The 14,493-nt window shown below is 43.3% G+C and carries 12 protein-coding genes; 7 read left to right on the plus strand and 5 right to left on the minus strand.

Features of this window, described 5'->3' with window-relative positions; all coding sequences use genetic code 11:
* The first annotated feature begins 320 nt into the window (after nucleotides 1-320).
* The 3 genes from AND4_RS05280 to AND4_RS05290 all read left to right on the plus strand — a co-directional run bounded on the left by AND4_RS05280 (nucleotide 321) and on the right by AND4_RS05290 (nucleotide 2,985).
* Nucleotides 321-1,289, plus strand: coding sequence for a porin (locus AND4_RS05280; protein ID WP_009841879.1), 969 nt, complete (start codon nucleotides 321-323; stop codon nucleotides 1,287-1,289).
* Between the two features lie 179 nt (nucleotides 1,290-1,468).
* The gene (locus AND4_RS05285) at nucleotides 1,469-2,308 is read left to right on the plus strand and encodes a DMT family transporter (RefSeq protein ID WP_009841880.1); all 840 of its coding nucleotides are present in this window, start codon (nucleotides 1,469-1,471) and stop codon (nucleotides 2,306-2,308) included.
* 62 nt (nucleotides 2,309-2,370) lie between these two features.
* Entirely contained in the window at nucleotides 2,371-2,985 is a 615-nt protein-coding gene (locus AND4_RS05290; RefSeq protein WP_009841881.1) for a glutaredoxin, read from the plus strand.
* A 161-nt stretch (nucleotides 2,986-3,146) separates the two neighbouring features.
* On the opposite strand, the gene AND4_RS05295 is transcribed toward AND4_RS05290, so the two are convergent.
* The 3 genes from AND4_RS05295 to AND4_RS05305 all read right to left on the minus strand — a co-directional run bounded on the left by AND4_RS05295 (nucleotide 3,147) and on the right by AND4_RS05305 (nucleotide 7,019).
* Nucleotides 3,147-3,494, minus strand: coding sequence for a hypothetical protein (locus tag AND4_RS05295; protein ID WP_009841882.1), 348 nt, complete (start codon nucleotides 3,492-3,494; stop codon nucleotides 3,147-3,149).
* A 288-nt stretch (nucleotides 3,495-3,782) separates the two neighbouring features.
* A complete protein-coding gene (locus tag AND4_RS05300; RefSeq protein ID WP_009841883.1) occupies nucleotides 3,783-5,906 on the minus strand; it encodes a TonB-dependent siderophore receptor in 2,124 nt (707 codons plus the stop codon).
* A gap of 204 nt (nucleotides 5,907-6,110) precedes the next feature.
* Nucleotides 6,111-7,019, minus strand: coding sequence for an AraC family transcriptional regulator (locus AND4_RS05305; RefSeq protein ID WP_009841884.1), 909 nt, complete (start codon nucleotides 7,017-7,019; stop codon nucleotides 6,111-6,113).
* Nucleotides 7,020-7,259: 240 nt separating this feature from the next.
* Here AND4_RS05305 and AND4_RS05310 point away from each other — a divergent pair, with 240 nt between their 5' ends.
* On the plus strand, nucleotides 7,260-9,080 hold the full coding sequence (locus tag AND4_RS05310) for a bifunctional diguanylate cyclase/phosphodiesterase (RefSeq protein WP_009841885.1): 1,821 nt from the start codon (nucleotides 7,260-7,262) through the stop codon (nucleotides 9,078-9,080).
* 34 nt (nucleotides 9,081-9,114) lie between these two features.
* Here AND4_RS05310 and AND4_RS05315 read toward each other — a convergent pair whose 3' ends face one another.
* Both AND4_RS05315 and AND4_RS05320 read right to left on the minus strand, forming a co-directional pair.
* Nucleotides 9,115-10,401, minus strand: coding sequence for a peptidoglycan DD-metalloendopeptidase family protein (locus AND4_RS05315; protein WP_009841886.1), 1,287 nt, complete (start codon nucleotides 10,399-10,401; stop codon nucleotides 9,115-9,117).
* A gap of 120 nt (nucleotides 10,402-10,521) precedes the next feature.
* A complete protein-coding gene (locus tag AND4_RS05320; RefSeq protein WP_009841887.1) occupies nucleotides 10,522-11,154 on the minus strand; it encodes a hypothetical protein in 633 nt (210 codons plus the stop codon).
* Between the two features lie 147 nt (nucleotides 11,155-11,301).
* Between AND4_RS05320 and AND4_RS05325 the strand changes: the two genes are divergently transcribed.
* From AND4_RS05325 to AND4_RS05335, 3 genes are all read left to right on the plus strand, one after another.
* Nucleotides 11,302-11,703, plus strand: a complete 402-nt coding sequence (locus AND4_RS05325; protein ID WP_009841888.1) for a GFA family protein — start codon at nucleotides 11,302-11,304, stop codon at nucleotides 11,701-11,703.
* A 171-nt stretch (nucleotides 11,704-11,874) separates the two neighbouring features.
* Nucleotides 11,875-12,546: a YoaK family protein gene (locus AND4_RS05330; protein ID WP_009841889.1), complete on the plus strand. Its 672-nt coding sequence runs from the start codon at nucleotides 11,875-11,877 to the stop codon at nucleotides 12,544-12,546.
* 423 nt (nucleotides 12,547-12,969) lie between these two features.
* On the plus strand, nucleotides 12,970-14,334 hold the full coding sequence (locus AND4_RS05335) for a YjiH family protein (RefSeq protein ID WP_009841890.1): 1,365 nt from the start codon (nucleotides 12,970-12,972) through the stop codon (nucleotides 14,332-14,334).
* Nucleotides 14,335-14,493 lie beyond the last annotated feature (159 nt).

Genomic DNA, 14,493 nt, shown 5'->3' on the forward strand with positions numbered 1-14,493 from the left:
CTGTCTAAGCCAAGTACTTCGCCGCTGTCATTCTGGTTCGAATTATAAAATCGATGATGAATGAAACATGACATTTCGACTAAACAAACATGACCTGCAACTTACTCAAGCGCATAAGGTCAACCAGCTAAAACTGAAAACGTGTGATCAATAACTCCATACCCAATGACCTATTCAAATACCCGCGCCAATACATTTGCAATAAAAATGAAATTGAATCATAACGTCACAGAAATCTATCTTTCATTTTTACGGTTTACCTTAGCGTCATCAACATATCGAGCAAGCAGCTCATCGATTACAACTAGGGTAATAAGAAAATGAAAAAGACAGTACTAACTACTGCAGTGTTAACGGCATTGGTATCGGTTCCATCTTTCGCGGCAACCGTTTACAAAGATGATAGCACTGAATTAAAAGTTGGCGGTCGTGTCGAATTTCGCGGCGACTTTATTGGCTCAGGCGGCGCTGAAGTTGACGGCACTATGGAAGATCAGTCACGTGCACGTCTAAACCTTAAAGGTAAGACTGATATCGGTAATGGACTGTCAGCATTCGGTGTTTACGAGGCTGAACAAAAAACAGGTAAAAGCGAGTTCAAAAACCGTTATATGTACGCTGGTGTCAGCGCTGATTTGGGCGACTTCTCTGTAGGCCGTCAAGACATGGCGGCTGTTATCATCTCTGATATGACCGATATCACAGAGTTCTCTGGTGTTCAGCAAGTCATCGACTCATCGTCTGACAAACAAGACAGCGTTTTTGCTTACCGCGGCGAATTTGATGCTTTACAAGTTCAAACAACTTACCAAGCTAACTCTGGTGACAGCCAAGATAAATACAGTATCGCTGGTCTCTACTCCTTGCCAATGGGCCTTGACTTAGGTCTTGCTTACTCTGGTGGCGATGTAGACAAAAATAACTCAGAAGATCAGATCCTTGGCGGTGTCGCCTACTCGCTAGAAAACTTATACCTCGCAGGTACCTATTCGCAAGGCTCTCTGAATGATTCTGAAGACTTTAGCGCTTATGAGCTTGTAGCGAGCTACAAAATAGCAAGTAAGTTCACGCTTGCTGGTCTTTACACTTTCCAAGAAAATGATCCAAACGGTGCGGCAAAATTCGATGCTGTCGATGGCTTTGAGCTTGTGGGGTACTACAAACTGAACAGCAACTTCCGTACTTACCTCTCTTACTATATGAACCAATTGGATGAAGAAAAGGATCCACAGGGCAAAACCGTCGAAGGTGAGGACACTCTTCGTCTGGGCGTACGTTACGACTTCTAATAAATACCAGTTCTAATAGCGAGTCTCTAGTTCAGTACATCCTTTGGCTTGGTTATATTGCCTCCTTTTCGGGGGCATTTTTTTATTGGCTCCTGGGTGAATAGAACGTATGATCTTGGACATTATTCAACATCGGAAATGTCCAATTGAATCATAACCCTATTAAAGGTGCATCCTGGATGCTGACCGCAGGTTTGGCATTCACCATAGTCAATAGCCTTGCCCAAGTAGCAAGTATCCACTTTGGTGTGTCGTCCACGACATTTGCACTCTTTCAGTACGCGATAGCTTTTTTCGCGATTTTGCCCTACCTGCAAACACTGGGTATACGCCAATCTCTGCGCACCAATCATTTTGGCTGGCATGCATTACGCATCTTCCTAGCAGTAATCGGTATCCAACTCTGGTTATGGGCTCTCGCTTACCCTGTTCCCATTTGGCAGGGCATCGCATTATTAATGACGTCCCCTTTATTCGCGACAATTGGGTCGGGTATTATTCTTAAAGAGAAAGTCGGCACAGCCCGCTGGGTAGCAACACTTACTGGCTTCGTGGGCGCAATGATTATCTTAGAACCTTGGTCAGATTCGTTTACTTGGGCAACCCTTTTGCCTGTTGGTGCCGCTTTCTTCTGGGCTGCTTATGCCATTATGGTCAAGAAACTTTCGGTAAACGATCCCCCATCAACTATGGTGGTTTATCTGCTTCTGCTGATCACGCCATTTAATATTTTGCTCGCAGCGCCAACTCTTGTGATGCCTCAAGGTTGGAATATTTGGGGAGTCTTGGTCGCCGCCGGAGTACTGACAGCACTTGCACAATGGGCAGTTGTAAAAGCGTACTCTGTAGCAGATGCATCATTTGTACAGCCATTTGATCACGCTAAGTTACCACTCAACGTCTTCGCTGGTTGGTTAGTTTTTAGCTGGGTGCCACCCGGCAGGCTATGGCTTGGGGCAACAATCATTATCGGCTCAATTGCTTTTATTACTCATTGGGAAGCTCAAAAAACAAAGTAATTTGAAAGAAATGTTTGAGTTTTAAGTTCTATATATTCAGGAAAGATAATGAGGAGCATCGTATGACGCAACCAGTCAAAATTATATTGTATCGTTGGGGGGGCAGTTGGGGCCCATTTAGCGTCAAGATCCCATGTGGCGAATGCACATTAACCAAAGATATTCTTACAGACACATTCGAGAATGAGCTTAATGGTGTACCGGTCGAGCTAGAAGTGAAAGATTGGCTGTCTCACTGGTGGGAGCCACTGAAACTGGGAGCATGGCATGCCCCTATCCTAGTTGTCGAAGGTAAAGTCGTCAGCCAAGGGGAAGCACTTAACCGCGGTGTGCTTGTGCAATCGGTCATTGCAGAGTGGACCAAGCGAGATCAACTCAAAGGTAACATTGTTTACGGTAAAGCGACTTGCCCCCACTGCACAAAAGCGAAACAACTTCTCGATGACGCTGGGGTTGAGTACAAATACCACGACGTTGTAAAAGACAGCGCAGCACTCTATCGCATGATCCCAGAAGTAAAAGCCATCATAGGTGAGAAAACACCAGTGACCGTACCTCAGATATGGCTGGATAGCCAATACGTCGGAGGTGCTGACAACTTAGAAAAGTACTTGGCAGAAAAAGGGTTAGATAACCTACCCGACAACGTAGTTGAAATTCCAAGCCAAACGGCTTAGACCCTCTACACGAAAAGGTGTCATCTAGGGTTCCGTTACCCAGAATTCAGGACACTCTCGTCTGCTTAAGAACAATAAACCCCGATTTATCATCGGGGCTTTTATTATTAACTGGTCAGTTCACTAACAAAAGGCTCTGTCTTAGTGAACTAGGTTACAATTTAACGCTTAGGCTGTTGGTATGTTTTACCGGCCGCTTTGTAAGTATCTTTTGGCTTTATCTCAAAGAAAGTCTCGAAGAACCATGCCGCAAATTTGATCAAGTGATCGCCCTCGTTCATGACATGTTCAACAAACTCTTTCTCTTCACCAGACTCGTCCGCTTGAGTCGTAATATGGTAAATACGTTTTTCACCTTCAACTTCAGCAAGACCGAATTGACCTGTCAATGATTCAGCGGCTTGTGCAACTTCCTCTTCCTTTGAGGCTTTTAATAGTTCTAGCGCTTGAGGAAGGCTTTCTATCTGGCCAATTTCTTTCAATAGTGCTTCGAATTCATTTTGTTGCATTGGTTCACCTAACGATTAGCGGGTGGTTTCTCGCACAACGCTTTTGAGTCAGCATTTGCGAGCCTATTTGCTGCGCATTTTAGAAAGTAGCGCGTAAGCTTGCAAGCACATTCAGCCTGAGCTTCTTGGTTCAGCGATACCTTAATAACCATGTTAGCCAATATTGGCTGACAGCAAAATTTGCAATTTTACTCACGTAAACACCGACTAAAGCAGTAATAGTTGGAGCCAGAAAAACGAAAAAAGCAGCCTAGTGAAGGCTGCTTTAACATCGGGGGCGCTAACTAGTTAAAATTCATAGCTAACACTGAGCTCTACAGACTGCTCAGCACCGAACCAGCAGTTCGATTGGTCGTAACACGCGTAATATTCTTCATTGAAAAGATTGTTCACGGCTAGGTTTGCGGTTGCACCAGATAGTGAATCGCTTGCCGCGCCTAAGTCATAACCAATCGACAAATCAACGGCTGTGTAAGACGGTACTTTACCTTGTGTGTTGCTCGCATCCATTTGCATTTTACCAACGTAACGAGCACCAGCGCTGAATCGAGAACCCGCTAACATACCGTCAAATACGTTATAGTTTGCCCATACATTCGCGGTATGTTCTGGCACATAGATTGGTGTCGTACCTTCCAACCCATTGCTAGAGTCCTTAGTGATCTCCATGTCAACATAGGTATATGCTGCCGCAATATCGAAGTTTTCCGTCGCGAACCAACGTCCTGACAATTCCGCACCTTGCGATACCACTTCACCCAATTGAATTTTAGGACCATAAATGTCTGTTGGGTCTGCCATCAACATGTCTTGCTTAACAATATGGAACAAAGAAAGCGTTGCTTCTTTCGACATATCATCAGCAAGGTATTTCACACCGATTTCAGCTTGTTGTGCATGCTCTGGATCAAACTCATTGCCTGCTTTATCAACGCCCGGCGCTGGTTCAAAACTTGTCGCATAACTTGCGAATGGCGCCAATCCATTGTCAAATTGGTACAGACCACCCAAACGATAGGTAAGCTGCTTGTGATCAGATGCATGAGCGTAATAATCACTCTCTGACTTGTAGTGGTCAAATCGCGCGCCAGCGATAAGTACCAATGCATCTAAACGAACTTGATCTTGTAGATAAAAACCTAATTGACTTGATGTCGTATCATCCAGGTATTCATTTTCTTTCTTCACGTCACTGAGGTTTAGTAAGTCATTATTAGGGTTGAGCGGGTCAAAGCTGTTAAAACCTCCACCATTCGAAGTGTAGGATGAGTAGTTAACGTCACCATCCATGTTTTGGTAATCTACGCCAAGCAGTAAGTTGTGTTCTAATGAACCAACATCGATAGTACCGCTCAACTGGTTATCGATAACAAAGCCTTTAAAACTCTCGTCTGTAGAGTATAAAGCACGGTTTAACTGGTTAGGCGTACTTGGATCGTAACTCAGATGATACGTATTTTTTTGGTGTAGAGACGCATCGGTATAACGTGCGTTCTGTAAGAATGTCCAATTGTCATTGAATTCATGGTTAACTTTGTAGCCAACCATCAAGACTTCACGTTCCAATATATTCCAATTCTTATCACCCATAGAAACAGACGGATCGCTTGCTTTCAGGACATCGAGTGGCATTGCTGAGTTGATGCCCATTGAAGGATCGTTTTGGTAGTACAGGTTAAAGTTAATTAACGTGCTGTCAGTGGCTTGCCAATCCACTGAGGGCGCAATCAGATAGCGCTCCTCTTCTGCGTTATCAACTTGGCTATCTTGTTTGCGTGCAAGTGCAATCAAACGATAGGAGAAATCACTGTCACCAAACTGACCCGTGGTGTCGACAGACGCTTCTTTTAGATTGCGTGAACCTGACGCAACGCCAACTTTCGTCAACTGATCGGTCTGTGGCGCTTTCGCGATCATATTCACCATACCACCTGGTGGCATTGCCCCATATAAAACAGAAGTAGGCCCTTTAAAGACCTCAACTTGCTGCATTGCGATCGGGTCAATTTGCGGTTGTAGATTCCAACCAGTCAAGAATTGAAGTGAAAGGCCATCGTAGTAGTTAACGTTATTTGTGTCAAAGCCACGAATAAAGTAAGAGTCAAACATTGCCACCGAACCACCACGATTTTCAGTGACCACACCCGGAGCATAACGAAGCGCTTGATTCAAAGATTGAACACCTCGTTGCTCTAACTGCTCCCCATCAATAATACTAATGCCTTGTGGTGTTTCTTCTGGCTCAAGTGCCGACTTAGTGGCTGTGTTACGATACGCCTTCCCCATTACAGTGACTGTTTCCAGCGTCGATTCTGACACTGGAATGGATTCTTCTGCCCAGGCCTGCACTGAAAATGTCGCCAACAAGGCGACTGTTAATGATGAATACTTAAAACGAGTGTGGGTGGTCATGATTTCCTCGGCACCAATGCTTACTACAAATAATAATAAATCTCATTTGCATTGTATGTATCTTTGAATTGGATAATTAACAATTTGGTGCAAATTGAATAATAATTTGGCCTATTTTTAGCAGAATTAGGTCAATTGATGATTGAAAGCTCAATTAACCGGAATGGAATAGAAGACTTTGTAGGAGTGATGCTTAATTAATAACTATGGTCTAATAATGGGAACCCAGTATTCCATCACCGCATCAACGGCATCCGTTTGATAGCCCGATGGGTAGACCTCAAGCTCATAACCATCGACGCCTCTATAACCGGAACTTGGCAGCCAGTTGAGTACAAACCAACTCAGTGTATGTCGAAGGTTTTTTATAGGACCACAGTGTTTGACCACGGCGTAGGTTTGTTTTGGAATGCTCAATACCTCTAGTTGAGCAGAGATGATGCTCGGTAATTGCGGCATTGAGATATCGTCATTCAGTTCAATCCCAGCCCAATAGCAGATATTCGTGCCATCAAAGCAAGCTTGAGTGAGATCGACAACACCAACAAATTGATAGCCACTCTCCTTTGCAAGCGTTACCTCTTCCTCTAAACGAGACCATAACTGAGGAACTTTCTGCGCAAAATCTTGTGTCAGCGAAAACAAACCGCTGATTTCAGACGTGATGCCTTTGATAAGAAATGACTCTCGCTCATCAATGCGTACCTCAACAAAACTGAGTGAGCCATTATCAGCCACGCTCATCGTATCTGAGACTTGTATCGGCTTTCTAAGTCCCGATCTTTTGCCTGCTTTTCGATACTGACTAGGGCTTGAACCAAACATTTGCTTAAAAGAGCGACTAAAGCTGATTTCTGAGTTGAATCCGAGCGCAAGCGCGATATCAATCACGCGTTCTTTGCTATCCAACAATTCCTCAGCCGCTTTGCTTAACTTGAGTTCTCTCACATAGTTTGCAACGGTGAGGCCGGTTTCGGCTTGGAACACTCTTTGCAGCTGCCATCGAGACCAACAGCTTTGCTTCGCAATATCTTCTAACGATAGTGCAGAACTGAGGTTCGCATGGATATAAGCTAAGACACGACTGATGCGCTCAAATGCGGGTGTATTCATAGTCAAGCTTTCACTTTCTCGAGGGTGATATAAAAAAAGGAGTTCCAATAATACTTTTATCATTTAAAGCGACTTTTATCACTTAAAGTTGAAAAGTACCACTCCCAAGCGTTCACAATTTGAAAAATCACACGAAATAAACAATAGTTAACACTATGCATATCTACTAATTGAACAAGAGCGTGTTAGAGATTCGCAACTGCACGGTATGGATAAATTCAACATCGGGTGAAGTATTTGATGAATCATGAAAAAAAAAGTATTCAATTGCTTGATGAGGTTTTAAAGCTCAATGGCAGTGCATTGCTAGACAGGGTAACACTAGAACTTCACAAGCAATTTCAAAGCTACTGCACGTGTGTGGTTGAGATAGCCCACCTAAAACATTGTGCGACGACGCTTTCTCATTCGAATGGCGGCGCTGTCGCAGATTGCCTGAGTTACGGATTAGACGGCACACCGTGTGAGCACGTCGCGCAAGATATTGGCGAACTCATTTTCTTTCAGAACGAAGTGTACAAGCTCTTTCCTGAAGACCGGATGTTACAAGATGTCGGCATACAAGCCTACATTGGACTTCCTTTGAAAACCCATACTGGAGAAGTCTTGGGCATATTGGTTTCAACGTTTACTCACTCAATAAATGCAGCAGAGGCGGAAAAAGTTATCTTCCACCATCGTTTCTACGCAAACGTCATCATTCATAGTTTAAGAGAAAAATGGATAAGTGAACGCTCTGACAAACTTCTTAACCAGCTCAGTTATGAAGTTTCACATGATAATTTAACAGGCCTGCTCAATCGAAGTTGTCTGGGTGATACGCTGGAAGCTCTAACTCAACAAGCAACTCGACCTTTTAGTCTTGCTTATCTTGATATTGATAATTTCAAGTCGATTAACGATATCAACGGTAATTACATCGGCGATCAAATCATTAAGTTCACTGCAAACGCAATTCAACAAAGCTTAACTTCACCCAATAACGCGTTTCGTGTTGCCGGAGATGAGTTTGCTTTCATTACTTATGACGAAGACCCTGTAATCATTTGTCAGGAAATTCTCAGTAAAATTGAAGTTGGTTATTCAGATAAATCGAATCGAATTTCGTTTACCGTCAGTATTGGCATCGCTCGTGCCCCCATTCATATGCTCAACAGTGATGATTTAATTCTGAATGCAAGTTTAGCGCTCAAGGACTGTAAGAAATACAGTGACACACGAATCCAGCATTATGACACCCATTTAAGTGCCTTATACCATCGCCAGACACAGTTAATTGAAGCACTAAGAGAACAGCTGCGATTGAGTATTGATGAGAACGAAGAATTATACGTTGTAGCGCAACCCATTGTTGATACGACTGGCGATCGCTGGGATTACTTCGAAATTCTTGCGCGTTGGAATAACAAAATCTATGGCAATATTTCACCTGCAGAGTTTATTGAAGCGGCTGAACAATCTGGATTGATCATCAAGTTAGGAGAACGCATTATTGAGCTCGCTTGCCTAGCCAAGCAAACACTTGAAAAACAACTAGGTTACAAGGTCAAACTTTCAATCAACTGTTCAGCACACGAACTGACTGATTCAAACCGTTACGTAAACTTCTTAGCTCTTGTCTTAGAAAAATATCATCATCAAGCAAAAGACTTTGTTATTGAGCTGACTGAAACCGTACTGTTGTCGCAAAGCGGACGTGAGCAGATGGTTCTAAACTCGCTTCGTTATCTCGGCTTCAAAGTTGCACTTGATGATTTCGGTACGGGGTATTCTAGTTTGAACTACATTCATAACTACCCGATTGACAGCATAAAAATTGACGCCACTTTTGTTCGTAATATGCTTGCGAATAAAAAGTCAGAGCAAGTAGTCTTGCTTATCGCCCAATTAGCGCAGCTGCTAGAAGTAGATTTAATTGCAGAAGGAGTTGAAGATGACCGAGCGATGCAAAAGCTACTAGAAATGGGGTGCCACCACATACAAGGCTATCTTTATTCAAGGCCACACAGTGTCGATGAACTCATTCACATCATCAACAAAAAACAAGTGAAGAGCGCATAAAAAAGACCAAACAACGTTTGGTCTTTTGAGCATTTTATAGCACTGTTTTTTCTTTGTCTTTCAGAATCTTGTCCATTTCGTTACGGTTCGCAACAAATCTCGCCATTTCCTTCCTAGGCACTGAACTTGCCATCGGAATCTTAGCTCGCATCGCGTTCACCGGACGCCCATATTCAATCAATTCGTAGTGAAGATGCGGGCCTGTTACACGACCAGTCTTACCCGATAAGCCAATACGTTGACCACGAGAAACCTTCTGACCTTTTTTCACTAAAATCTTGCTCAGGTGCAAGTAACGTGTTTTGTACTTACTACCATGCTCAATCACCACATAATTACCCGCATACGGATGTTTACGAGTCATGATCACGGTGCCATCACCCGTCGCTTCCACAGGTGTTCCAATAGGAACTGCCCAGTCCGTACCGTTATGTGGGGCGACTCGGCCCGTTACAGGATGAAGACGTTTAGGGTTGAATCCAGAACTAATGCGCCAGCCTCGGCTAACAGGATAGCGTTGAAAGGCTCTCTGTAGGCTCTCACCTTTCGCGTTATAGAATTGACCATCAGTATGAAGATAAGCGGTAATCTTACGACCACGGTTATAAATCTTAATCGCTTCTATTTCGTTCTTTCCAGTTGGCACGCCATCAATACTTTGAGTTCGACGAACCACTTCAAATCGGTCACCTGCATGTAAATCTTTCACGAAGTTAACTTGCTCTTTAAGTAGGTTAACCACTTGACTGATTTCCGCTGAGCTCAAACCTAAGCGATTTGCTGATGATGAGAAACTGCCTCGAATCACACCCACCAATGGCTCTTGCTTCCAAACACCAGGGATTGATATATCGGAGAAATCGTAAGCACCATCGTTGTTACGACGATAAACCACTTTATCAGCAGCAGAAAATTGCAGCTCCATTTTTTCCAGCTCGCCTGTTGACTCATCACGCCAAAAACGCAGCGTGTTGCCGGGTTTCAGGGTATCAAGGGCAAGAAAGTTCAAATCCGTTTCCATTACTTTCATCAATGAGCTGTAACCTAGGCCCAATTGACTGAAGATGGTACTGAGATTATCACCAGCTTGGATACGGTATTCAAAATTGGGAGGAGTGATAACTTTTGCTGTTTTTGCATCAAGAATATCTTCGACAACCCGCGATTCTGGCAGGTTCAATGCGACGGTTTTGGTAAGGGAAGACTCTTTGAGAGAGTTGGTAACACCAATCGCAACTAATATTGGTAAGGAGTACAACAATAGTGCTTTACGACTGGTCAGATTCGACAACCGTCTTGTTGTAATTTCATTTGTAGACACGGGAATTACTATCTCCTTCATAACAAGGTTCATAGCTTATGCATTCCCGAATAAGAAATCACTAGTAAATTACGAGATCTCGCGCAGAAAACACTTATTTTTTACAGATGTCAAAAAAAATCATTTTTGTTGCATATGTAAGTGATTACCTACCCGCTTAAGCGTATTCGAATTCAATAGATTTGGCTGATCCATGTTCGTTTGGTTTTTGCTATGTCGAAAGTACGAGAGAGAAATATGAGTATTACTTTCCCACTTCAGGGCAGATATTTTGATCCGATCTCCAATGAAAACACTGTTCAATAATATGACTCTACTTGGCACTGCATCATATTTAAACAAACCGATGTAATAAAAGGCCTCCGAACCCTGTGTTGTGACAATCATTGGAGCAACAATCCACGGAACACCGCTGATATCACGCTTGTCAATAAATTCGGTTGGAACCAGCACCTCTCCCTTAGTAGCACCTGCGTCGTAGCGACCTTTCAAAAAACCGTGCTCTTTGTCCCACTCTTCAAGGAAAGTGACGGCACTCTGCTCAGGCACTTGAACAGTCCAAGGGTTTCGTGACTGAATGCCGAGAACTTCCGCTAAGATTGGATTAGATTGAGCCCGTGCTTGAGGAAATTTCGCCATGATCTCTTCATCAGGAAGGCTGAAACGGTATATGCCAGCAATGACCACCACCAATAACAGAACGATTGGGATCAAAAGAATAAGTGGAATAGGTAGGATTCGATTACGAGTCATTGAGACTTCCTTGTTTGTTGATTTCTAATCTAGGTTCAAAGTATATACCAGTGAACCCACGAGGGTCTCACGCTTGACCGTTCATTTCGGCGCAAGTGTTTCAAAAATAAACTAAACTCTTTAATAGGCAACCAATAGGTAACGACAATGCTAAAAATTACCCATACCTGCGAATGTGCGTGTGGCCTAGTCCAACTTCGTTGCACCGCGGAGCCTATTCGCACCTCTATTTATCGCTGTTTTGAATGCCAAAAACGAACGGGAAGTGTATTCGGTGTTCAAGCTCGATTTCATAAAGAGCAAATCACCCTAGATGGTGATGTCACCAGTTACACCCGTGTTACCGAATCGGGCAATCATATTCAATATGATTTCTGCCCCGCTTGCGGCACGACCATGCGCCTATCTCTATCTATCGCACCAGATGACACCATCATTCCAATTGGATTATTTAACAACAAAGAATTCTCTGAACCAACGGTTTCTGTCTACGAACAAAAAAAGAGGGGCTGGGTGAGTTTCGATTGCACAATGCAGCACATGGTTTAACGTAAATCCCGACAAACCATTACAGAAACTCACCTTATTCATCTTATTACTCATTTACCATTCAAAAAAACTGAAATTTTCTTGAGAGTGATCAATCAAGTCGTAAGCAAAAGGCTTCTGATCGGTAGCATTGGCGCTATAATCTGCACCTTACATTTATAGGGTTGTATTGTGATTTCCAGGCTTCCTCGTTGGGTTGAATATGGTGCGTTTCTGCTTGCTCTCCTTGCTGGTAGTGTCAATGCCATCGGCCTTTTAAGCTTTCAACACCAGGCAATAACACATCTTTCCGGAACCGTAACTCAACTAGGGAATAGCTTATTCACAGGTGCAGACTCAAGCCTCCACCTGCTCCTTATTGTATTTAGCTTTTTGATTGGTTCTGCGTTCAGCGGATTTTTTATCGAAAGTAGTGCCCTTAAACTTGGTCGCCGCTACGGTATTGCTCTTTGTATCGAAGGCTGTTTGTTGCTGTTAGGCTTAGTTTTTTTGTTACAAAGTAGCGCATATGGTCAGTATCTTGCTTCTGCAGCCAGCGGTTTGCAGAATGCGATGATCACTACCTTCAGTGGTGCTGTCGTGCGTACAACACACATGACAGGTATTATTACCGATTTAGGTATCATGATTGGCGAAAGTTTGCGTGGTCGTCCATTCGACCGACGCAAGGCCAAATTATTCTTATTTATCTTATTTGGATTCTTACTCGGTGGCTCTGTAGGTGCTGGTCTGTTTAACGTGTTTGAACTGTACGCATTGATCTTCCCTGCATGCTTGGCTTTTATCATGGCGATCGCATACTGGTGTTACTTATTTCTCCTTAATCATGTTCAGCAAATCTAGTTTTTGTCTGACGGTTTGCGCCGTTTTCGGAGCGCTTTTTTCTTTTCTCCCTCGGCTTGTCTCTCTGCTTTAAACGATAGACGGAAATGACAGCTCAACCTGATAAGAATCACATTTACTAAGTTTTCTATTACTTCTGTCACACTGTATAGCCCATCACTCTGCAAGAGCTGCTTGTTATGATACAATTGTCTAACATAAATAACTTTTATATATACAACGAACTAACTTTTATTCAATTAACCGTAAAAATGGCTGAATAACTAGATGTATTTAATGAATAGTATTGCAAAAAGCGCAATTTACAGGTACGCTCCGCACGCTATGATTAAATAAATGTTTTTAGTGAATATTTATGTCATCAAATATGGCACTTATTGACTGGTAGTAACACGAGACAAAAAATAGTACACGAGATAAAAAATGCACAACAACACCAATGCTGCTGAAGCACCCAAGGGCAATTTCTGGATGTTCTTCATCCCATCTCTAATTGGCCTTCTCCTCTTCATGGCACCCATCTCTTACGACGGCGGTCTAACCATTCCTGTTGCAGTAATGGCAAAAGTTATCCCTGCTGTTCTTGGCGATACCTTGATTGCTATCGTTACCGCTATCATTGCTTTCATGGCCGTTGCTTCTTTGCTTTGTAAAATGTTCAAACCTGCGGCAATCCTGCGTAACAGCTTCTTGAATGGTCTATTTAATCCATCGCCATTGTGGCTTTTGGTCCGTCTTATTGGCGGGGCAGCGGTCATAATGACTTTTTTCCAAATTGGCCCTGAAGCGATTTGGGAAGAAAACACCGGTGGCCTTGTTTTGACCGGTCTTCTGCCTACACTCTTTGCCGTATTCATCTTTGCTGGTTTACTTCTGCCCTTACTGCTTAACTTTGGCCTTCTGGAGCTATTCGGTGCACTGTTAAGTAAAGTAATGCGCCCAGTATTTAACCTGCCAGGTCGCAGTGCGATCGACTGTATGGCTTCTTGGTTAGGTGACGGAAGTGTGGGTATTTTGCTGACCAGCAAACAGTACGAGAATAATTTCTACACTCAACGTGAAGCAGCTGTCGTAGGTACCACTTTCTCCGCAGTCTCTATCACCTTTAGTTTGGTTGTCATCGCGCAAGTTCAGTTAGAACATCTGTTTCTGCCTTTCTACGGGGCTATCTGTCTAGCGGGAATTGTTGCTGCGATCATCATTCCGCGCCTTCCCCCGTTAAGCCTAAAGAAAGACCACTACATCGATGGTAGTGAGCCAAATAAAGATGCTGGTGCAGTACCAGTAGGTCACACGACTTTCTCATGGGGTATGGAGCTGGCACTAAAACGCGCTGGCCAAGTGACTTCTGTAAAATCGGTATTTAAAGAAGGCATACATAATGCCATCGATATGGTATTCGGCGTACTGCCAGTGGTAATGGGTTTAGGTACTGTGGCACTGGTAATTGCAGAATACACATCATTATTCGAAATCCTGGGCCAGCCATTTATTCCTTACCTAGAACTATTGCATATTCCAGAAGCTGCCGCAGCGTCTCAAACCATCGTTGTTGGTTTTGCAGATATGTTCATCCCAGCGATTCTAGCCGCGTCTATCGATAACGAGATGACCCGCTTCGTAATTGCAGCGATGTCTGTAACACAGCTAATCTATATGTCAGAAGTAGGAGCACTGCTTCTAGGCAGTAAGATTCCTGTCAACATTCTAGAGTTGTTCATTATTTTCATACTGCGTACGCTGATCACGCTTCCTGTTATCGCTGGCGTCGCTCATTTGATTTTCTAAAATCAAATAATTTTAAAGGCCCCGCTTTGTCGGGGCTTTTTTGTGTCGATGCCCTTGCTTTACCATTTCATGCCACCTCATTGAGCAAGCAATCAAAACGCTAATAAAAACACAACCTAATTACACCTTCCCTCGCCTAATTAGCTCCCTCATTCACTC

Source organism: Vibrio sp. AND4, from assembly GCF_000171815.1.
GTDB lineage: Bacteria > Pseudomonadota > Gammaproteobacteria > Enterobacterales > Vibrionaceae > Vibrio.